The 18924-nt window shown below is 74.1% G+C and carries 20 protein-coding genes and 1 pseudogene; 6 read left to right on the plus strand and 15 right to left on the minus strand.

The genetic code is table 11. The annotated features are described in order from the left end of the window. The 4 genes and pseudogenes from ACZ7JZ_RS25530 to ACZ7JZ_RS25545 form a co-directional block, all read right to left on the minus strand. Window positions 1-188: pseudogene (locus ACZ7JZ_RS25530) on the minus strand (sensor histidine kinase KdpD); the annotation flags it as partial. Between the two features lie 127 nt (window positions 189-315). Next, entirely contained in the window at window positions 316-1098 is a 783-nt protein-coding gene (locus ACZ7JZ_RS25535; protein ID WP_470943178.1) for a DUF3710 domain-containing protein, read from the minus strand. A 1-nt stretch (window position 1099) separates the two neighbouring features. Further along, complete coding sequence (gene dut / locus ACZ7JZ_RS25540; protein ID WP_470943179.1) at window positions 1100-1636, minus strand: dUTP diphosphatase; 537 nt, start codon at window positions 1634-1636, stop codon at window positions 1100-1102. Further along, the gene (locus tag ACZ7JZ_RS25545; RefSeq protein ID WP_470943180.1) at window positions 1636-2220 is read right to left on the minus strand and encodes a PaaI family thioesterase; all 585 of its coding nucleotides are present in this window, start codon (window positions 2218-2220) and stop codon (window positions 1636-1638) included. Before ACZ7JZ_RS25545 ends, dut begins: the two co-directional genes overlap by 1 nt. Window positions 2221-2278: 58 nt before the next feature. On the opposite strand from ACZ7JZ_RS25545, the gene ACZ7JZ_RS25550 reads away from it, so the two are divergent. Further along, the gene (locus ACZ7JZ_RS25550) at window positions 2279-2749 is read left to right on the plus strand and encodes a DUF3093 domain-containing protein (RefSeq protein ID WP_470943182.1); all 471 of its coding nucleotides are present in this window, start codon (window positions 2279-2281) and stop codon (window positions 2747-2749) included. A gap of 154 nt (window positions 2750-2903) precedes the next feature. Here ACZ7JZ_RS25550 and ACZ7JZ_RS25555 read toward each other — a convergent pair whose 3' ends face one another. The 4 genes from ACZ7JZ_RS25555 to ACZ7JZ_RS25570 all read right to left on the minus strand — a co-directional run bounded on the left by ACZ7JZ_RS25555 (window position 2904) and on the right by ACZ7JZ_RS25570 (window position 6404). Beyond that, window positions 2904-3797 carry a hypothetical protein gene (locus tag ACZ7JZ_RS25555; protein WP_470943184.1) on the minus strand — a complete coding sequence of 298 codons (894 nt, stop codon included), beginning with the start codon at window positions 3795-3797 and terminating at the stop codon, window positions 2904-2906. An 8-nt stretch (window positions 3798-3805) separates the two neighbouring features. Then, window positions 3806-4102: a DUF4193 domain-containing protein gene (locus tag ACZ7JZ_RS25560; RefSeq protein WP_470943185.1), complete on the minus strand. Its 297-nt coding sequence runs from the start codon at window positions 4100-4102 to the stop codon at window positions 3806-3808. Between the two features lie 394 nt (window positions 4103-4496). After that, window positions 4497-5747 (minus strand): sensor histidine kinase, encoded by a 1251-nt coding sequence (locus ACZ7JZ_RS25565; RefSeq protein ID WP_470943186.1) that lies wholly within the window; start codon window positions 5745-5747, stop codon window positions 4497-4499. Window positions 5748-5750: 3 nt separating this feature from the next. Next, entirely contained in the window at window positions 5751-6404 is a 654-nt protein-coding gene (locus ACZ7JZ_RS25570) for a response regulator transcription factor (protein WP_470943188.1), read from the minus strand. Between the two features lie 248 nt (window positions 6405-6652). On the opposite strand from ACZ7JZ_RS25570, the gene ACZ7JZ_RS25575 reads away from it, so the two are divergent. After that, on the plus strand, window positions 6653-6820 hold the full coding sequence (locus ACZ7JZ_RS25575; protein ID WP_470943189.1) for a hypothetical protein: 168 nt from the start codon (window positions 6653-6655) through the stop codon (window positions 6818-6820). A gap of 75 nt (window positions 6821-6895) precedes the next feature. Here the strand turns inward: ACZ7JZ_RS25575 and ACZ7JZ_RS25580 are convergent, their stop codons facing one another. Next, window positions 6896-7699, minus strand: coding sequence for an inositol monophosphatase family protein (locus ACZ7JZ_RS25580; RefSeq protein ID WP_470943190.1), 804 nt, complete (start codon window positions 7697-7699; stop codon window positions 6896-6898). Window positions 7700-7814: 115 nt separating this feature from the next. Beyond that, window positions 7815-8969, minus strand: a complete 1155-nt coding sequence (locus ACZ7JZ_RS25585) for a ferrochelatase (protein WP_470943191.1) — start codon at window positions 8967-8969, stop codon at window positions 7815-7817. A gap of 157 nt (window positions 8970-9126) precedes the next feature. Between ACZ7JZ_RS25585 and ACZ7JZ_RS25590 the strand changes: the two genes are divergently transcribed. After that, on the plus strand, window positions 9127-10419 hold the full coding sequence (locus ACZ7JZ_RS25590) for an MFS transporter (protein ID WP_470943193.1): 1293 nt from the start codon (window positions 9127-9129) through the stop codon (window positions 10417-10419). After that, window positions 10328-11698, plus strand: a complete 1371-nt coding sequence (locus ACZ7JZ_RS25595; protein WP_470943194.1) for a D-arabinono-1,4-lactone oxidase — start codon at window positions 10328-10330, stop codon at window positions 11696-11698. The genes ACZ7JZ_RS25590 and ACZ7JZ_RS25595 overlap by 92 nt, the downstream gene beginning before the upstream one ends. A gap of 24 nt (window positions 11699-11722) precedes the next feature. Here the strand turns inward: ACZ7JZ_RS25595 and ACZ7JZ_RS25600 are convergent, their stop codons facing one another. Further along, window positions 11723-12763, minus strand: coding sequence for a hypothetical protein (locus ACZ7JZ_RS25600; protein ID WP_470943195.1), 1041 nt, complete (start codon window positions 12761-12763; stop codon window positions 11723-11725). Between the two features lie 496 nt (window positions 12764-13259). Between ACZ7JZ_RS25600 and sepH the strand changes: the two genes are divergently transcribed. Then, a complete protein-coding gene (gene sepH, locus ACZ7JZ_RS25605) occupies window positions 13260-14321 on the plus strand; it encodes a septation protein SepH (RefSeq protein WP_470943196.1) in 1062 nt (353 codons plus the stop codon). A 72-nt stretch (window positions 14322-14393) separates the two neighbouring features. On the opposite strand, the gene ACZ7JZ_RS25610 is transcribed toward sepH, so the two are convergent. Beyond that, window positions 14394-15284 (minus strand): sulfurtransferase, encoded by an 891-nt coding sequence (locus ACZ7JZ_RS25610; protein ID WP_470943197.1) that lies wholly within the window; start codon window positions 15282-15284, stop codon window positions 14394-14396. 154 nt (window positions 15285-15438) lie between these two features. Here ACZ7JZ_RS25610 and ACZ7JZ_RS25615 point away from each other — a divergent pair, with 154 nt between their 5' ends. Next, a complete protein-coding gene (locus ACZ7JZ_RS25615) occupies window positions 15439-16224 on the plus strand; it encodes a VOC family protein (RefSeq protein ID WP_470943198.1) in 786 nt (261 codons plus the stop codon). Window positions 16225-16342: 118 nt separating this feature from the next. Here the strand turns inward: ACZ7JZ_RS25615 and ACZ7JZ_RS25620 are convergent, their stop codons facing one another. From ACZ7JZ_RS25620 to ACZ7JZ_RS25630, 3 genes are all read right to left on the minus strand, one after another. Further along, on the minus strand, window positions 16343-16993 hold the full coding sequence (locus tag ACZ7JZ_RS25620; RefSeq protein WP_470943200.1) for a thymidine kinase: 651 nt from the start codon (window positions 16991-16993) through the stop codon (window positions 16343-16345). A gap of 79 nt (window positions 16994-17072) precedes the next feature. Next, the gene (locus ACZ7JZ_RS25625; RefSeq protein ID WP_470943202.1) at window positions 17073-18266 is read right to left on the minus strand and encodes an alkaline phosphatase family protein; all 1194 of its coding nucleotides are present in this window, start codon (window positions 18264-18266) and stop codon (window positions 17073-17075) included. Next, entirely contained in the window at window positions 18266-18898 is a 633-nt protein-coding gene (locus ACZ7JZ_RS25630; protein ID WP_470943203.1) for a DUF5998 family protein, read from the minus strand. The genes ACZ7JZ_RS25625 and ACZ7JZ_RS25630 overlap by 1 nt, the downstream gene beginning before the upstream one ends. Between the last annotated feature and the right edge of the window lie 26 nt (window positions 18899-18924).

Consider the following 18924-nt stretch of genomic DNA (forward strand, 5'->3'; position numbering starts at 1 on the left):
ACACACTCCAACCCGCTCAGCAGCACCTCCGTACGCGCCCGCCCGTGGTGCTCCACGAACCCCACCACACAGTCCGTACCCCGCTCCACCCGCCGGCGCGCCTCCGACAGCATCGCGTACGTCTTCCCCACCCCCGGCGCCGCACCCAGGAAGATCCGCAGCCTGCCGCGCCGTGTTCCGCGTCCCATGCGCCCCATTGTCGGTCAAGCGGATGCAGGCAGGCCGGACCGGGGAGCCGGTACGCCGACGGGCCGCACCCCCTCGGGGGTACGGCCCGTGCGCACGGCAGTGTCCGGGGTCGGCGGACCCCGGCGGTCAGCGGACCTCGGTGGTCTCCGGGCCGCGCTCCAGCTGGCCCATGCCGCCGGAGAAGCGCGAACCCTCCTGGTCCTCCGTCTGCACGCCGTCCGGCACCATCTGGGCGTCGTTCGGCAGCTTCAGGACGATCGGGTCGCGCGGGGCCATCGGGGAGTCGCCGCGGACGACGACCGTGTCCCGGAAGATCTGCTCCAGCAGGCCGGCCGCCTCGGGCTGCACCGCGCCCTGGCCGGAAATCACGCCCCGGAGGAACCAGCGGGGGCCGTCGACGCCGACGAAGCGCACGAGCTGCACGCCGCCGGTGCCGTCGGGCAGCTGGACGGGGACCTGCGCGCGCAGCTCCCAGCCCAGGGGGCCCTCGACCTCGTCGATGATCCCGCCCTGCTGGGTGATGCCGGAGGCGATCTCCTCGCGGACCTCCCCCCAGATGCCTTCCTTCCTGGGCGCTGCGAAGGCCTGCAGCTGCACCGCGCTGTCGCGCAGCACGACGGTCGCGGCGACGATCGCGTCACCGGCGACCTCCACGCGCAGTTCCATGCCCTCGACCCCGGGCACGAAGATGCCGCCGAGGTCGACCCGGCCCTCGCCGGGTACGGAGACCTCGGAGATGTCCCACGGGCCGTCCGGCCGCGGGGCCGGCGGCAGGTTCACCCTGCGCGGCGGGGCGCCGAGGCCGTCGGCGTCCTGCCCGTCGGCGGAGTCCCCGCTGAGGGTCGCGTCGACCTGCTCGGCCCCGTCGCTCCCGCTGTCGGAGCTGTTCTTCTTGCGACGTCCGAACACGTCACTGTCCTTCCCGGTCGGATACGACCGAAGCGTAGCCATTCCCACCCTGCTGCCCAGCGCCGGATCCGGCCACGGCCGCATGCCCGCCGGTCGACCCGAAGCCCCCCTCGGCCCGTGCCGAGCCGGGAAGCTCCTCCACCTCGTGGAAGCGCACCTTCTCGACCTTCTGGACAACCAGTTGGGCAATGCGGTCGAAGCGCTCGAACCGGATGCTTTCGCGCGGATCGAGGTTGACCACAATCACCTTGATCTCTCCACGGTACCCGGCATCCACCGTCCCCGGGGCATTCACGAGCGCGAGCCCGCAGCGGGCGGCCAGCCCGGAGCGGGGGTGCACGAAGGCGGCGTACCCGTCGGGGAGGGCGATCGAGACCCCGGTGGGGAGCACGGTCCGCTCCCCGGGGGCGAGCTCGGCACCCTGCGTGGTGACGAGGTCGCAGCCCGCGTCGCCGGGGTGCCCGTACGCCGGAATGGGGACCTCCGGGTCGAGGCGGCGGATCAGCACGTCGACCGGGGCGTTGTGGTTCAGGGACATCAGGGGTTCACCTCGAAGGCGCGGGCGCGCCTGACCTGGTCCGGGTCGGCCATCGCCGCCTGGATCTCCTGGGGCCTTCCGTTGTCGATGAAGTGGTCGACCTTGACCTCGATGAAGAGGGCGTCGGCGCGGACGGCGACGGGGCCGTCCGGTCCGCCTAGGCGGCCCACCGCGGTGCAGTAGATCTTGCGGCCGGCGACGGCGGTGACCTCGGCCTCCAGGTGCAGCACGGTGTCCACGGGGACGGGCCGCACGAAGTCGGTCTCCAGCCGGCCGGTCACGGCGATCACCCGCAGCAGCCAGTTCAGCGAGCCGAGCGTCTCGTCGAGGGCCGTGGCCAGGACCCCGCCGTGGGCCAGGCCCGGGGCGCCCTGGTGGGCGGGCTTGACGGTGAACTCGGCGGTGATGCGCACGCCCTCGCCCGCCCGCGCCTCCAGGTGGAGCCCGTGGGGCTGGCCCGCGCCGCAGCCGAAGCAGTGCTCGTAGTGGGCACCGAGGAGTTCGCCGGGGGCGGGCGCGTCGGGGTGCCGGACCGGCGCGACGGCGTCGTCCGGGGGCGTCAAGGCCGTGTTTCGTCCACTCACAGGCGCAGACCTTACCCGCGCGGCTACCCGCCGGTCGCCCCGTGCCAAGCTTGGCCCCATGCAGCAGCCCTCCGCCCCGCACCACGACGAACGCCTGACCGCCCCCCGCTCCTGGTGGGTGATCGCCGTCCTCATCGGCGTCTCGTGCGCCCTGATGCTGCTGCCCCTGGGCACGCTGCCGCTGCTGGCGGGGCTGGTCGGGGGCTCCGCGCTCGCGGGCCTGCTGGTCAGCTCGTACGGGTCCGCGCGCGTACGCGTCGTCGGCGGGGCGCTGGTCGCGGGGCAGGCCCGGATCCCGGCGGCGGCGCTCGGCGAGCCCGAGGTGCTGGACGCCGAGGAGGCGCGGGCCTGGCGCACGTACAAGGCGGACACCCGGGCCTTCATGCTGATGCGCAGCTACGTGCCGGAGGCGGTGCGGGTCGAGGTGACGGACCCGGCGGACCCGACCCCGTACGTGTACCTGTCCTCGCGGGAGCCGCAGGCACTGGCGCAGGCGCTGCGCGCGGCGGGCGCGGGACGGGACGCGTAGCTCCCCCGCTCCACCCGCCCTGCGGAGCCGCCGGCCCGCGCATCGGCCGGCCCGTCTGCCTCAGAAGTGCCCGTCCGCCCCGGGGGCCCCACCGGCCCCTGGGGGACCGACGGGAGCCCGGGGGTCCGGCAGGCCGGTTCCGGCCGCCAGGGGCTCAGGCGAGGCCCTGCGGGCCCTCCGGGGCGCCCGGGCCGGGGAGTCCCGGCGGAAGCACCGGGTGGGCGGGCTGTTCGAGGGCCGGGAGCTGCGGCAGGGCGTCCCAGGGGACGGCCCGGCTGCGCAGGTCGTCGCGGATCTTGTACGCGAGCTTCTTCGTGTCGCGCCGGTTCATCAGGGCGCCGACGGCCGCGCCGATCATGAACGGCGTGAGGTTCGGGAGGTTGCGGACCATCCGCTTCATGATCTGCTGGCGCAGTTCGCGCTTCATCTGGCTGCCGAGCGCGAAATTGAGCGAGGTCGGCTTCGCGACGTCGATCCCGCGCTCCTCGGTCCAGGCGGCGAGGTAGCCGAGGCTGCGCTCGCGGAGCGTGCCGGGCGGGCGCAGTCCGTAGACCTCGTGGAGCTCGGCGATGAGCTTGAGCTCGATGGCCGCCACGCCGGTGATCTCGGCGGCCAGCTCGGCCGGCATCGCCGGCGGTACGGGCAGCATCGCGGCCGCGCCGACGCCGGCGCCCACCGTGGAGCTCCCGTGGGCCGCGCCCGCGATCAGCTTGTCGGCCAGCTGATCGGGAGTGAGGCCCGGGAACTGCCGGCGCAGCGTGGCGAGGTCGCGGACGGGGATGCGCGGGGCGGTCTCGATCACGCGGTCGGCGAGGTACGAGAGTCCCGCGCGCGCTCCTTCACCGCCCTTGCGGACGCCGCTGCGCACGGCGTCCACGGCCTTGGCAGCCCGCTGGAGACGCGAGCCGGGCGGGGGTGTGCCCGGCGTGGCGGAGGGTACGGAGGAGGGCTCCAGGCCCGTTTCCGGGCCCGTGCCGCCTTCGTACGCCTCCGCGGAACCCAGCTCCTTCCGGAAACGTCGCTTCCGGAACGGTGTCGAGCCTGCCACGGCCGCTGTCAGTCGCAGTCGACGCAGATCGGCTGGCCGTTCTTCTCGCGGGCCAGCTGGCTGCGGTGGTGGACCAGGAAGCAGCTCATGCAGGTGAACTCGTCAGCCTGCTTGGGCAGCACCCGGACCGCCAGCTCCTCGTTGGAGAGGTCCGCGCCGGGCAGCTCCATGCCTTCTGCGGCGTCGAAGTCGTCGACGTCGACGGCCGAAGCCGACTTGTCGTTCCGCCGCGACTTCAGCTCTTCGAGGCTGTCACTGTCGACGTCGTCATCGGTCTTGCGTGGGGTGTCGTAGTCCGTTGCCATGTTCGCTCTCCCCCTCTGGGTGTTAGCGGTGTCTCAGCGCACGTAACGCGCGAGAGGTCGGACTTGTGCCCGACCTGAGGCGGAGATTTTGCCTCACATCAAGGTCTGTTACTCAATCGACACCCAGCCGCGCACCTGAAGGAGCGATGGGCTGGGTTGGCGAACGGGACCGTACACGGTCCCGCGGTCGCGGCGCACAAGCGCCACTCGGTCTTTTTCCCGCCTTCCAGGGGGCCGGAAACCCGGACTTTCCCGGGCTTTCCCACCCCCCACAGGTCACCGACCGTGCATGACCCGGCACTCTGCACTGTGAGGGATCACACACCGACCGACTTTGTGCAAGTGTGGCAGATTTCACCTAAAGCGAATATCCCGGGGCGATTCCAGGTGCGGCTCACAGGGGCAGCGTGACGCGCATCACGAGCCCTCCGCCCTCGCGCGGGACCGCCGAGATCCGCCCGCCGTGCGCCCGTGCCACCGAGCGCGCGATGGACAGGCCCAGGCCGACGCCCTTGTCGCTGCCGGTCCGCTCGGTCCGCAGCCGCCGGAACGGCTCGAAAAGATTGTCGATCTCGTAAGCGGGAACCACGGGACCCGTGTTCGAGACCACCAGCACCGCCTGGCCGTGCTGCGCCTCGGTGGTGACCTCCACCCAGCCGCCCTCGGGCACGTTGTACCGCACGGCGTTCTGGACGAGGTTCAGGGCGATCCGCTCCAGCAGGACGCCGTTGCCCTGCACGATGGCGAGCGCGCGCTCCCCGCGGATCTCCACGCCCTTGGCCTCGGCCTCGGAGCGGGCCTGGTCGATGGCCCGGGAGGCCACCTCGGCCAGGTCCACGGGTTTGCGCTCCACGATCTGGTTGTCGCTGCGGGCGAGCAGCAGCAGGCCCTCCACGAGCTGCTCGCTGCGCTCGTTGGTCGCCAGCAGCGTCTTGCCGAGCTGCTGGAGCTCCACCGGGGCCCCGGGGTCGGAGAGGTGCACCTCCAGCAGCGTGCGGTTGATCGCGAGCGGGGTTCTGAGCTCGTGCGAGGCGTTGCCGACGAACCGCTGCTGGGCCGTGAAGGCCCGCTCCAGCCGGTCGAGCATCTCGTCGAAGGTGTCCGCGAGCTCCTTGAGCTCGTCGTCCGGGCCGTCGAGCTCGATGCGCCGGGTCAGGTCGGAGCCGACCACCCGGCGGGCGGTACGGGTGATCTTGCCCAGCGGGGAGAGCACCCGGCCCGCCATCGCGTAGCCGAACGCGAAGGCGATGATGCTCAGGCCCAGCAGGGCCATCAGCGAGCGGCTGAGCAGGTCGTCCAGCGTGTGCTTGCGCTGGATGTCCATGCAGGCGGCGATGGCGTTGTTGAAGTCCTCGACGTTCTTCACGCCGCTCACGCCGGGGCAGCTCGCGCTGGTGACCGTCACGTCCTGGCCGCTGACGATCTTGAACGGCTGCGGGTTGCCCACCCGCAGGGCCTGGGCCGCGAGCAGGTAGATGATCGACAGCAGCAGGATGCCGGCGATCAGGAACATCCCGCCGTACAGCAGCGTGAGCCGTATGCGGATGGTCGGTCTGAGCCACGGGAACGGGCCCTCGGGCCGGCCGGGGACGGGGTCCCAGGTGGGTTTCGGAGGTGCCGACGGGGGCGCCGGGGTGCTCGCCACCCGTCAGATCCGGTAGCCGGAGCCGGGCACGGTCACGATGACCGGGGGCTCGCCGAGCTTGCGGCGCAGGGTCATGACCGTCACGCGGACCACGTTCGTGAACGGGTCGGTGTTCTCGTCCCAGGCCTTCTCCAGCAGCTGCTCCGCCGAGACGACGGTGCCCTCGCTGCGCATCAGGACCTCCAGGACCGCGAACTCCTTGGGCGCGAGCTGCACCTCCTTGCCGTCCCGGAACACCTCGCGGCGGTTCGGGTCCAGCTTGATGCCGGCGCGCTCCAGCACCGGCGGCAGGGCGACGGTCGTACGGCGCCCCAGGGCGCGTACGCGCGCGGTCAGCTCGCTGAAGGCGAACGGCTTGGGCAGGTAGTCGTCCGCGCCGAGCTCCAGGCCCTCCACGCGGTCGCTGACGTCCCCGGAGGCCGTCAGCATGAGCACGCGCGTGGGCACGCCGAGCTCGACGATCCGGCGGCAGACGTCGTCCCCGTGCACGAGCGGGAGGTCGCGGTCCAGCACGACCACGTCGTAGTCGTTCACGCCGACGCGCTCCAGGGCCGCCGCGCCGTCGTACACGACGTCGACGGCCATGGCCTCCCGGCGCAGTCCGGTGGCCACCGCATCGGCGAGCAGCTGCTCGTCCTCGACGACGAGTACGCGCACGTCGAATTCCTTCCTCTGGGCCCTTCGGGCGGGGTGTCGTAGGTGCCCAGGACACAGCACTGAGCGGATCCATCCTGCCCCTTTCGGCCGTAAACCGGCTGTAAGACGCCCGTTCGGGGCCGGAGCCCCGGATTCCCCGGCCCGCCGAGGTTTCTGTGCCCCAGGTGCCGGGGAGGACGGATGCACACCCTCGATCACCCCCGTGAGAGTGGCGTGCCATGCCCCGGCCGAGGAAGAGGAGGCGCACCATGGACGCATTCACCGCAGGTCTTCTGCAGCGCATCAAGACCACGGAGACCGACCTCACGCGGGCGCGCGAGACGGGCGACGACTTCCTCGTGGAGGTCGAGCAGGCGGAGCTGGACGACCTGCACCGACTCGCCGCCGAACACGGTGTCCAGGTCAGCGCCGCCTGATCCGGACCCCCGAAGACGGACGAGGGCCCCGGCCCGCCCCACGGCGGCCCTGGGGCCCTCGTCCGTTCCCGGCCCTCAGTCGTGCCAGGCCCCGGCCTCCTCCAGGAGCCCCTGGAGGGGGCCGAAGACCGCGGGGGTGGCCGCGACGGCCAGCTCCCCCGAGGCGGGCTCGCCGGGCCGCCCGCCGGTCAGCGCACCGGCCTCCTCGGCGATGAGGACGCCCGCGGCCAGGTCCCACGGGTTCAGCCCGCGCTCGTAGTACCCGTCCAGCCGGCCCGCGGCCACGTCGCACAGGTCCACGGCCGCCGACCCGCTGCGGCGGATGTCCCGCACCTGCGGGATCAGCCGGTGGGCCACCCCGGCCTGGTGGCTGCGGACGGCGTGGACGTAGTTGAAGCCGGTGGACACCAGCGCCTGGTCCATCGGGGCCGCGGCCCGGCAGCGCAGCGGTCCGCCGCCCGCCAGCCAGGCCCCGCCGCCGCGCACCGCGTGGTACGTCTCCCCGCGCATCGGGGCGGCGACCACCCCGGCGACGGTCTCCCCGTGGTACTCCGCGGCGATCGAGACCGCCCAGGCGGGCAGCCCGTAGAGGTAGTTCACGGTGCCGTCGAGGGGGTCGACCACCCAGCGCACCCCGCTCGTGCCGGGGCTGCTCGCGCCCTCCTCGCCGAGGATCCCGTCGTCGGGCCGGTGGGCGGCCAGGAAGTCCGTGATCAGCTTCTCGGCGGCGATGTCCATCTCGGTCACGACGTCGATCGGGCTGGACTTGGTCGCGGCCACGCCGAGGTCGGCGGGCCGGCCGTCGCGCAGCAGCCGGCCCGCCTGCTTGGCGGCCTCCAGGGCCAGGGCGAGCAGTTCGGCGGTGAGCGGGTCGGTCACGGGGGCGGTCTCCTCGGTCGGCGCGGGCGGGTCGTCGGGGGCGGACGGACGGGCAGACGGACGGGCGGACAGGTGTGCGGGACGTCCTGCGAACGGGGCGGCGGGCGTACGGCCGTCAGGCGTACGGGCTGTCCGCACCGGCCGCCGCCGGGCGCGGGGCCCGGGCCGGGCAGCAGTCCGCCGCGCACAGGTCGTGGCTCGGCCCCAGCGCGCCCAGGGCGCAGCGCCGGGCCGGCTCGCCGCGCTCGGCGGCGGCCCGCTCCAGGACGAGTTCGCGGACGGCGGCGGCGAAGCGCGGATCGGCGCCGACGGTGGCCGAGCGGGCGGCCGGCAGGCCCAGTTCGGCCGCCTTGGCAGCGGCCTCGGTGTCGAGGTCGTACAGGACCTCCATGTGGTCCGAGACGAAGCCGATCGGGACCATCACGGCGGCGGGGGCGCCCGCCCCGTGCAGGGCCTCCAGGTGGTCGCAGACGTCCGGCTCCAGCCACGGGATGTGCGGGGCCCCGCTGCGCGACTGGTACACGAGCTCCCAGGGGCGCTCGGTGCCGGTCCGGGCGGCCACGGCAGCGGCGATGACCTGCGCGACGTCCAGGTGCTGGCGGACGTACGCCCCGCCCTCCCCGCCATCGGTGTGCTCCCCGGCGGGCCCGGAGGCGTCGGCGGCGGCGGTGGGGATGGAGTGGGTGGTGAAGACCAGGTGGGCCCCGGCGCGGACCTCCTCGGGGAGCCCGTCGAGGGCGGTGAGCACGCCCTCGGTCATGGGCTCCACGAAGCCGGGGTGGTTGAAGTAGTGGCGCAGCTTGTCGACGCGCGGCAGCTCCCCGGCCGCGATGCCCTCGGCCTCCAGGGCGGCGAGGGCGTCGGCGAGGTTCTCGCGGTACTGGCGGCAGCCGGAGTAGGAGGCGTAGGCGCTGGTCGTGAGGACGGCGATGCGGCGGCGGCCGTCGGCGGCCATCTCGCGCATCACGTCGGTCAGGTACGGGGCCCAGTTGCGGTTGCCCCAGTAGACCGGCAGGTCCAGCCCGTGCTCGGCGAAGTCCTTGCGCAGGGCCGCCAGGAGCTCGCGGTTCTGGCCGTTGATCGGGCTGACCCCGCCGAAGCCGAAGTAGTGCTGCCCGACCTCCTTCAGGCGCTCGCGCGGGATGCCCCGGCCACGGGTCACGTTCTCCAGGAACGGCACCACGTCGTCGGGGCCCTCGGGGCCGCCGAAGGACAGCAGCAGGAGGGCGTCGTAGGGGCTGGCGGCGGAGTGAGCGGGCTCGTCTGGCATGTCCCGAATCCTGCCACCCGGGCCCGGACCCCGGTAACCGGCCCCACAGGGGGAGACAGGTAAGGTCACCCTAAGTTCCATCGGGCTTTTTCGCGTGTGGCCGAAGCGCCGCGGCCGTAACCTGTATGGGCCAAGTACATCCCTTACGGAGGGCCCGTTGCCCAGTCCCTACCGCGTCATCTTCGAGGCCCCCGGAACCAAGGCCTTCACCGCCGCCGGCTTCCTGGGCCGCATGCCGCTCTCCATGCTCGGCATCGGCATCGTCACGATGATCTCCCAGATCACGGGCCGCTACGGGCTCGCCGGGGCGCTGACCGCCACCCTCGCCCTCTCCGCCGCCGTCATGGGCCCCCAGGTCTCCCGCCTGGTCGACCAGTACGGCCAGCGCCGGGTGCTGCGCCCCGCGACGCTGGTCTCGGTCGCGGCGGTCTCGGGACTGCTCCTGTCCGCCCGGCAGGGCGCCCCGGACTGGCTGCTCTTCGTCTTCACCGCCTGCGCGGGCTGCACGCCCAGCGTCGGCGCGATGCTCCGCGCCCGCTGGACCACCCTCTACAGCGGCTCCCCGCGCGAGCTGCACACGGCGTACGCCTTCGAGTCCGTCATGGACGAGGTGTGCTTCATCGTCGGCCCGATCGCCTCGATCGGGCTCTCGACCGTCTGGTTCCCCGAGGCCGGACCGCTGATCTCCGCGGTGTTCCTGCTGGTCGGCGTCTGGTGGCTGACCGCCCAGCGCGCCACCGAGCCGGAGCCGCACCCGCGGGTCCCCGGCGGGAAGCGGAGCTCGGCGCTGCGCTCCCCCGGGCTCCAGGTGCTCGTGGCCACCTTCACCGCCACCGGCGCCATCTTCGGCTCGATCGACGTGGTGACCGTGGCCTTCGCCGAGGAGCAGGGCCACAAGGCCGCCGCGAGCCTGGTGCTGGCCGTCTGGGCGCTCGGCTCCTGCCTCGCCGGACTGGCCTTCGGCCTGCTGCACCTCGAGGGGAAGGAAGAACGCACCTGGCTCTTGGGCATCTGTGCGATGGCCGTGAGTATGATCCCCCTCCTACTGGCCGGGAACCTTCCGTTTCTGGCCGTGGCGCTCTTTGTCGCGGGCCTCGCCATCGCTCCCACGATGGTCACCACGATGGCCCTGATCGAGGCGCACGTACCACGCGCGAAGCTGACCGAGGGCATGACCTGGACCGGCACCGGACTCGCGGTAGGCGTCGCCGTCGGCGCCTCCGCCGCCGGCTGGGTCATCGACGCGGCCGGCGCGCGCACCGGGTACGTGGTCTCGATCGCGGCCGGGGCGACCGCGGCGGCGGTGGCGTTCGCGGGTTACCGCAGGCTGACGAGGCCCGCGCAAGGGGAGGGACCCGATGGGAACGACGGGATCGACGGGATCGACCGGGAAGACGGGACCGGCGGGCAGGGGGACGGGGCGCAGCGCGACGGCGAGCACGTGGCGTAACTGGGCCGGGAACGTCTCCGCCACGCCCGCCCGGGTGGCGGCGCCCGGCTCCGTGGCCGAGCTCCAGGAGACCGTGCGCCGCGCGGCGGCCGACGGGCTGCGCGTGAAGGCGGTCGGCACGGGCCACTCCTTCACGGCGGCCGCGGCGACCGACGGGGTGCAGGTCCGGCCCCAGCGGCTGGCGGGGATCCTCGGGATCGACCGGGCGGCGGGCACGGTCACCGTGGCCGCCGGCACCTCGCTGAAGGACCTGAACACCGCCCTGGCCCGCGAGGGGCTGTCCCTCACGAACATGGGCGACATCATGGAGCAGACGGTGTCGGGGGCCACCGGCACCGGCACCCACGGCACCGGCCGCGACTCGGCCTCCATCTCCGCGCAGATCCGCGCCATGGAGCTGGTCACCGCCGACGGCACGCTGCTGAACTGCTCGGAGAAGGAGAACCCCGAGGTCTTCGCGGCCGCCCGGATCGGCATCGGGGCCCTGGGGATCGTCACCTCGCTGACCTTCGCCGTGGAGCCGGTCTTCCTGCTGACGGCGCGCGAGGAGCCGATGCGCTTCGAGCGGGTCGCGGCGGAGTTCGAGCAGCACTTCGCGGAGAACGAGCACTTCGAGTTCTACTGGTTCCCGCACACCGGCAACTGCAACACCAAGCGCAACAACCGCAGCGCCGGCCCGGCCGCGCCGAACGGCCCGGTCCGCGGCTGGATCGACGACGAGCTGCTGTCCAACGGGGTCTTCCAGGCGGCCTGCTCGGTGGGCCGGGCCGTGCCCGCGGCCGTCCCCGGGATCGCCCGGCTGGCCAGCCGCGCCCTGTCCGCCCGCACGTACACCGACATCCCGTACAAGGTGTTCACGAGTCCGCGCCGGGTGCGGTTCGTGGAGATGGAGTACGCCCTGCCGCGCGAGCGGGTGGTCGAGGCCCTGACCGAGCTGAAGGCCGTGGTGGACCGCTCCGACCTGCGGATCGGCTTCCCCGTGGAGGTGCGCACCGCCCCCGCCGACGACATCGTGCTCTCGACGGCCTCGGGGCGCGACAGCGCGTACATCGCCGTGCACATGTACCGGGGCACGCCCTACCAGGCGTACTTCACGGCCGCCGAGCGGATCTTCACGGCGCACGGCGGGCGGCCGCACTGGGGCAAGATCCACACCCGGGACGCGGAGTACCTGTCCTCGGTCTACCCGCGCTTCGGCGAGTTCACGGCGCTGCGCGACCGGCTGGACCCGGACCGGGTCTTCGGCAACGACTACCTGCGGCGGGTGCTCGGCGACTGACCCGCCCGCACCGCCCGTACCGCCCTATCCGGCCTCCCGGCCGTCCTGCAGGTTCCCGGCCCCCCGGCCGGTGTCGCCGCCGCCCGCGGTCTCCGGCGTGCGGGCGTCCCCGGTGCCGGAGCCCCCGCTCGGGGTGGGCTCCGGAGTCGGGGTCGGCGTCGGCTCGGGGGTCGGCGTGGGAGTGGGCTCCGGAGTGGGGGTGGGGGTGGGGGTGGGGGGCGCAGTCGGGTCCGGGGCCGGGGCGCCGCCGGAGCGCGAGGGCCCGGGGTCCGGTACGTGCCGCTCCCGGCCCCCGTCCGTACGGCTGCCGGGGTCCTGCTCCCCGCCCTCCGGTTCCCGGGACTTCCCGCTGCCGGAGCCGGAGCCGCCCGTGAAGGCGCTGCGCAGGGTCGGGGAGTCGCCCCCGCTGAGGCTGGATCCGGAGAGGCCCTCGTACGCGGTGATCCCGCCCATCGAGACGCCGAACACGACCGCGGCGGCCAGGGCCGTGCGCTTCCAGCCGCGCAGGCGGGTCCCGTGCGTGGAGGCCGCGCCGAACTCCCCGTCGCCGGGGGCGCCCGGATCCTTGCGGCCCGCCGGAGCGGACGGGGCGCGCAGCATCATCGTGCGGTCGGCGCCGTGAGCCGGATGCGCCGGGTCGTGCGCGGGGAGCGCGCGGGTCGCGTCCGCCGCCGGCAGCAGCCGGGTCGCGTCCTGCGCACCGCCCGTGAAGGTGCCGGGCACCGGGGGCCGCTCCCGGCACCGCCCCTGAGGCCGCGTCTGTTCCGTCTCCGGGAGCGGGACCTGGCGGGCCTTCGGGCGCGCCGTCTCCCCGGCCTCGCGCAGCTGCTCGCCGGTCCGCTTGAAGAAGTGCTGGATCAGCGGCCCGCCCGCGGTCGCCACCACGCTGACCACGCCCGCGCCCAGGATGGTCCCGTACACGCCGAGTTGCGAGGCGAGCACGGCCGCGGCCACCGTGGCCAGGGAGCTGCCCGCGACCTGAGCCACGCTCAGGTCGATGCGCTTCTCCGCCTTCTCGGCCTTCTCGGCCTGCTCCGGCGGCGTGTGCTGGGTAGTGCGGCCCATCCCCGTCCTCTGCCGTCTCTGCCGTGTCCTGCGACGTCGCTTACAGCAGTTACCGACAGCTGGGCGAAGCGGATAGTTCCGTTTCTCCCGATTCTGTGAAGCACGACACCCCAAATCGGACACGGGACGCGGAGCGGCCCCGCAGGGGCGGGCCCATGCTCCCCTGCCGCAGGACAAGTTCGGCGGCGCGGCGGTCTACCCAGGTGGCCCGAATGGAGTACTGTGGCGAGCCCTGGGGCCGTCCGTCCTTTCGGATGTCCGGACCCGGAAATGGGGGCCGAGCGACAGGGAATCGGCGCTCGATACCGGCGGCGCCGCGGTACCGCACGGGCTCCTGATGCACAGAGTGACCGAGCGGTCACTTTCCGTGGCCAACAGGTAACCGTGCCATGACGGCGATCAAGGGCGCATGCCCGACACGCCGGTTTAACTCGGCAAGGTTGTGGCAGGCTGCACCCGGGCAGGCCACACTCGACTAGCGGAAGCAGCGACGCACGTGACGTCGGCAGGCACCACCCGGGAGGTCCCCATGCCCGAACTGCGGGTCGTGGCCGTCTCGAATGACGGCACTCGACTGGTGCTCAAGGCTGCGGACAGCACGGAGTACACCCTTCCGATCGACGAGCGCCTGCGTGCGGCCGTCCGCAACGACCGTGCCCGGCTCGGGCAGATCGAGATCGAGGTGGAGAGCCACCTCCGCCCCCGTGACATCCAGGCGCGGATACGTGCCGGTGCCACCGCGGAGGAGGTCGCCCAGCTGGCCGGCATCCCCGTCGACCGGGTGCGACGCTTCGAGGGTCCCGTGCTCGCAGAGCGCGCGTTCATGGCCGAACGGGCCCGCAAGACCCCCGTACGCCGTCCCGGGGAGAACGCCGGACCCCAGCTCGGCGAGGCCGTGCAGGAGCGGCTGCTGCTGCGCGGTGCCGAGAAGGACTCCGTGCAGTGGGACTCGTGGCGCCGCGACGACGGCACCTGGGAGGTCCTGCTGGTCTACCGGGTGGCGGGCGAACCGCACGCGGCGAGCTGGACGTACGACCCGCCGCGGCGCCTGGTCCAGGCCGTCGACGACGAGGCGCGCTCGCTCATCGGCGAGGCGGACGACCTGCCCGCGGCGCCGGAGCCGAGCTTCCCGTTCGTGCCCCGGATCGCCAGGCTGCCGCGGGACCGGCCGCTCGACCGCGCGCTGGACCGCCAGCTGCCGGCCATCGCGGCCACGCCCGCACCGGAGCCCCAGGAGGAGCGGGACTCGCTGACCAGCCTGCTGGAAGCGGTGCCGAGCTTCCGGGGCGACCTGGTGGTGCCGGAGCGCCCGGCCGCCGCCGCACTGGAGGCCTCGGAGGAGGCGGAGGCCGAGGAGCCGCCGGCCGCCTCCGCGGCCTCGGCCGGCTCGGCGTACGCGGACGTCCTGATGCCGCGTACGGTCGCCGGGCACCGGGACCGCCTGACGGGCACCACCGACCGCCAGGCCGAGGCGGACGGGGTCCGTCCGGGCCGCCGGGCGGCGGTGCCGAGCTGGGACGAGATCGTCTTCGGCACCCGGCGCAAGAAGCAGGAGTAGCGGGAGCAGCAGGAGAAGCAGCGGGGGCCGCCGGGGATTCCCGGCGGCCCCCGCCTGCCGTGCTCCCGCGGTTCAGCCCGCTTCGGGGCCCGTGGCCACCGGGCGGGACGGGTCCGAGGACCACTCCGACCAGCTGCCCGCGTACAGGGCCGCCGGGATGCCCGCCACCTCCAGGGCGAGCACCTGGTGCGCGCCGGAGACCCCCGAGCCGCAGTACACCCCCACGCCGGTCCCGTCGTCCGCGCCCAGGGCGGCGAAGCGGGCCCGCAGCGCGGCGGCCGGGAGGAACCGGCCGTCCGGGCCCGCGTTCTCCGTGGTCGGCGCCGACACGGCGCCGGGGATGTGCCCGCCGATGCGGTCGATCGGCTCGACCTCTCCGCGGTACCGCTCCCCCGCCCGCGCGTCCAGCAGGAGGCCCGACCGGGCCAGGGCGGCCGCCCCGTCCGCGTCCAGCAGGCCCAGCGCACCCGGACTTGGCTTGAAATCACCCTCGACAGGTGTCGGGATCTCCGTATCGAGGCGCTGCCCGGCCTCCGTCCACGCCGCCAGCCCGCCGTCCAGCACCCGGACCGCCGGGTGCCCCGCCCAGCGCAGCAGCCACCAGGCGCGGGCCGCGGCCCAGCCCAGCCCCCCGTCGTAGACCACCACCGCGCAGTCCGCGCCGACCCCGGCCCGGCGCATCACCGCGCCGAAGGCCTCCGGGTCGGGCAGCGGGTGCCGGCCCGCCGAGCCCGAGCCCACCGGCCCGGCCAGCTCCCGGTCCAGGTCGACGTACACGGCACCGGGCAGGTGCCCGGCCTCGTAGGCGGGCCGCTGGTCGGGGCCGCCCAACTGCCAGCGCACGTCGAGGAGCACCGGCGGCCGGGGGCCGTCCAGGGCGGCGGACAGCGCGGGGACGGAGACGAGGGGCGAGGGCGCGGACGGGTCCGGAGCCGGGTCCGCGGGAGTTCCGATGGCATTCATGGGGCCATCTTCCTCCCCGGGGCCCGTAGCGATTCGGACATCTCCGTTCCGGGGGCGGCGAAAGCGGCGCGGCCGGGGAGCGGGACGGCCGGGTCAGTGCAAGCATCTCCCCCAGGGCGGGGACGGACCCCCGCGGACGAGGAGGCTTGCGGCCATGACCGAGGCGGAGGCGCGCCACGCGCCGGGTGCGCCGTGCTGGGCCAGCCTGATGGTGCACGGGCTCGGCGCGATCGAGGAGTTCTACGCCGCCCTGTTCGGCTGGGAGTACGTCCCGGGCCCCGCCCGGCTCGGCCCGTACGTCCGCGCCCTGCTCGGCGGCGAGGACGTGGCCGGCATCGGACAGCTGCCGCCCGACCGCCACCTGGCGACCGCGTGGACCACCTACCTGGCCACCGGGGACGCCGACGCCACGGCCGAGGCGGTCCGCAGCTGCGGCGGCACCGTGGCCGTCGGCCCGCTCGACGCGGGCGACGCCGCGCGGGTGGCGATCTGCTCCGACCCGACGGGCGCGGTCTTCGGCATCTGGCAGCCGATCACCCACCCGGGCACCCTGCTCACGGGCGTCCCCGGCACCCCGGTGTGGAGCGAACTCGTCACGCACGAGGCCTCCGTGGGCAAGTTCTACGCCTCGGTCTTCGGCCACCACACGGCTCCGGCGCCCGCCGCCGACACGGCCGGCCCCGACCCGGACCGCCTGGTCCTGCACCTGGCGGACCGCCCGGTGGCCTCCGTCCACGGCGTGGGCCGCGAGCTCCCGCACGACCGGGGCGCGCACTGGATGACATACTTCGAGACGGCGGACCCCGACGCGGCGGCGGACCTGGTCCTGAGCCTGGGCGGCCGGATCGTCCACCCCCCGCACGACACCCCGGCGGGCCGCGCCGCCACGGTCGCCGACCCGGAGGGCGCGGTCCTCACCCTGCTCCGCTCCACCCGCTGAACCGGCCGCCCGGCCCCGCGCGCCGGGGCGCGTGCGCCGGCGACGGTGGCGCAGCTGGCCGCCCTCATCGACGAGGCCGCGTAGGTCCGGGCCCGGCTCCCGGGCTGGGGGGCGGGCCTCAGCCGGAGGCGACCGGCAGGACGTCCGGGGACAGGGAGCCGGACTGGGAGGCGGCGCTCGTCATGCGGCGGCGGTGGTGGCGCCGGCACAGGACCTCGTAGCCCACCTCGGCCGCCGACCGGGCCACGTCGCCCACCACGACCTGCTCGCCCTCGACGACCATCTCCCCGCCCACCGTGCGGGCGTTGTGGGTGGCCCGGGCGCCGCACCAGCACATCGCCTCGACCTGGAGGGTCTCCAGGCGGTCGGCCAGCTCGATCAGCCGCTGCGAGCCGGGGAACAGCTTCGTGCGGAAGTCCGTCGTGATGCCGAAGGCGAACACGTCGAGGTCCAGGTCGTCGACGATCCGGGCGAGCTGGTCGATCTGGTCGGGGGCGAGGAACTGGGCCTCGTCCACGATCACGTAGTCGACCCTGCCGCCCCGCGACATCCGCTCCACGACGTACGCGTAGAGGTCCAGGCCCGGCCCCGCCTCCACCGCGTCGGTGACCAGGCCGAGCCGCGAGGACAGCTTGCCCTCGCCGGCCCGGTCGTCCCGGGTGAAGATCAGGCTCTGCAGACCGCGGGCCGACCGGTTGTGGACGATCTGGAGAGCCAGGGTTGACTTCCCACAGTCCATCGTTCCGGAGAAGAACGCCAATTCGGACATGAAGCGCGGGTGACCTTTCGGGTCGTGGACAGCGGTCGAGCGGGGTGGCGGGGGCGGGCGGCGGCGGGGCCGCGGCGGGTCAGGTGCGGACTTCGAGCAGCGGGACGAGCTGTTCGGCCGGGGTCATCGAGCCGTGCATGCCCACCAGCGCGGACTCGTTCGGCTCCTTGACCGTCGCGACGATCGCGGAGTCGTCGGCCGCGGCGGCGAGCACGTCGCCGATCCTGCCCAGGACCCGCTCGTCGCATGCCCCGGGCGGCCCGAACCAGCCCAGTTCCAGGGCCTCTTCGCGGCTCGCCACCCAGAAGCGGTCCCCGAGCACCTCGCGCCACACGGTCAGCACGTCGGCTGCCGCGCCCGGTACGGCGTACACGTGCCGGGCCCGGCCCTCGCCGCCCAGCAGGGCGACGCCCGCGCCCAGCTCCCAGTCCTCGTCGAAGTCGATGCGCGCGTCCTCGCCGGGGGGCACGTCGACCATGCCGTGGTCGGCGGTGACGTACAGGGCCGCGCGCGGCGGGAGCTGCTCGGCCAGCCGCTGGACCAGCCGGTCCACGTACATCAGCTGGCCGCGCCAGGCGTCGGAGTCCACGCCGAAGCGGTGGCCGGCCCCGTCGAGCTCGCTGTAGTACGTGTAGACGAGCGAGCGGTCGCCGGCGGCGAGCCGGTCGGCGGCCAGGTCCATGCGGTCCTCGCCCGTCATCCGGCCGTGGAAGGTGCCGCCGCTGAGCGCGATCTTGGTGAGCGGGGTGGACTGGAAGTCCGGCGAGGACACCTGGGCGGTGGCCACCCCGGCCTCGTGCGCGCGCTGGAAGACCGTGGGGTACGGCTGCCAGGCCTGCGGGGCGGTCCAGGGACGCCAGCGCAGCTGGTTCATCAGCTCGCCGCTGGCGGGGTTGCGGACCGCGTACCCGGGCAGGCCGTGGCGGGCCGGGGGCAGGCCGGTGCCGACCGAGGCCAGCGAGGTGGCGGTGGTGGCCGGGAAGCCGGCGGTGAGCGGGCGGCCCGTGCCGCCGCGCGAGCTGCCGAGCAGGGAGGTGAGGTACGGGGCCTCGTCCGGGTGCGCCTTGATCTGCTCCCAGCCCAGCCCGTCGATCAGGAACACGCAGTTCCGGTCGGCCGGGGCCAGCTCGGGGACGGCCGGCTCGAACCCGGGCACGCCCATCCCGGCGACGAGGGTGGGCAGCAGGTCGGCCAGCGAGCCGGAGCCGTAGGCGGGGACGGGCGCGCCGCCGAGGTCGAGGAGCTCCGGCTCCTGCCAGGCCGAGTGGACCATCAGCGGGCGGCGGGGGCGGAGGAGGACTTGGCCGGGGCCGCTGCCGTGGCCGCTGTGGCCTCGGAGAGTGCCTGCGCGAAGACCAGGGTCTGGCGGACCGCCTCCGGGCCGTCCCCCGCCTCGCTGACGCGCAGGCTGAGGTCGTCGGCCGTGGAGTTGCCGGTGTAGCCGTGGTCGGAGTCGCAGTTCGGGTCGCCGCAGGCCGCGGGCTCCAGGTCGATGCGGGAGACCGCGCCCCAGCCGATGGTGAGGACGACCTCGCGGGGCAGGGTGCCGGGCGTGTACGACTCCGGGTTCGCGACCACGCGGCTGAGGACGACGGAGGCGATGCTGCCGAGCTTGACGGACTCGGTGGAGGTGGTCGCGTACGGGGAGGGGGAGCCGGAGTCGGCCGCCTGCTCGTCCGTGTGGCTGACGATGAACCGGTTCCCCGTCAGGACCAGGACCGTGACGTGGCGGCGCACCTCGTTGGAGTCGAAGGTGGTCTCCTGGTGCACCAGGTACGACGAGATCGGCTCGCCGCCCACGGCGGCCTCCACCGCCTCGGCCACGAGGGCCGGGTAGTAGCCGCTGCGCTCGATCGCCGCGCGGAGCCCCTGGGTCGTCGTACCGGATTTCGCCATGGGGTCCATCCTAAGGCCCGTACGGGGCGCCTCGG

The organism is Streptomyces sp. NPDC038213 (assembly GCF_055600495.1).

Bases quoted from the DNA above. Each gene is read 5' to 3' on its own strand.
- ACZ7JZ_RS25550 (WP_470943182.1), top strand. From the start codon at position 2,279: ATGCAGCAGCCCTCCGCCCCGCACCACGACGAACGCCTGACCGCCCCC.
- ACZ7JZ_RS25585 (WP_470943191.1), bottom strand. From the start codon at position 8,969: ATGCCAGACGAGCCCGCTCACTCCGCCGCCAGCCCCTACGACGCCCTC.
- ACZ7JZ_RS25600 (WP_470943195.1), bottom strand. From the start codon at position 12,763: ATGGGCCGCACTACCCAGCACACGCCGCCGGAGCAGGCCGAGAAGGCC.
- ACZ7JZ_RS25575 (WP_470943189.1), top strand. From the start codon at position 6,653: ATGGACGCATTCACCGCAGGTCTTCTGCAGCGCATCAAGACCACGGAG.
- ACZ7JZ_RS25610 (WP_470943197.1), bottom strand. From the start codon at position 15,284: ATGAATGCCATCGGAACTCCCGCGGACCCGGCTCCGGACCCGTCCGCG.
- ACZ7JZ_RS25595 (WP_470943194.1), top strand. From the start codon at position 10,328: ATGGGAACGACGGGATCGACGGGATCGACCGGGAAGACGGGACCGGCG.
- ACZ7JZ_RS25615 (WP_470943198.1), top strand. From the start codon at position 15,439: ATGACCGAGGCGGAGGCGCGCCACGCGCCGGGTGCGCCGTGCTGGGCC.
- dut (WP_470943179.1), bottom strand. From the start codon at position 1,636: ATGTCCCTGAACCACAACGCCCCGGTCGACGTGCTGATCCGCCGCCTC.
- ACZ7JZ_RS25630 (WP_470943203.1), bottom strand. From the start codon at position 18,898: ATGGACCCCATGGCGAAATCCGGTACGACGACCCAGGGGCTCCGCGCG.
- ACZ7JZ_RS25560 (WP_470943185.1), bottom strand. From the start codon at position 4,102: ATGGCAACGGACTACGACACCCCACGCAAGACCGATGACGACGTCGAC.
- ACZ7JZ_RS25620 (WP_470943200.1), bottom strand. From the start codon at position 16,993: ATGTCCGAATTGGCGTTCTTCTCCGGAACGATGGACTGTGGGAAGTCA.
- ACZ7JZ_RS25625 (WP_470943202.1), bottom strand. From the start codon at position 18,266: ATGGTCCACTCGGCCTGGCAGGAGCCGGAGCTCCTCGACCTCGGCGGC.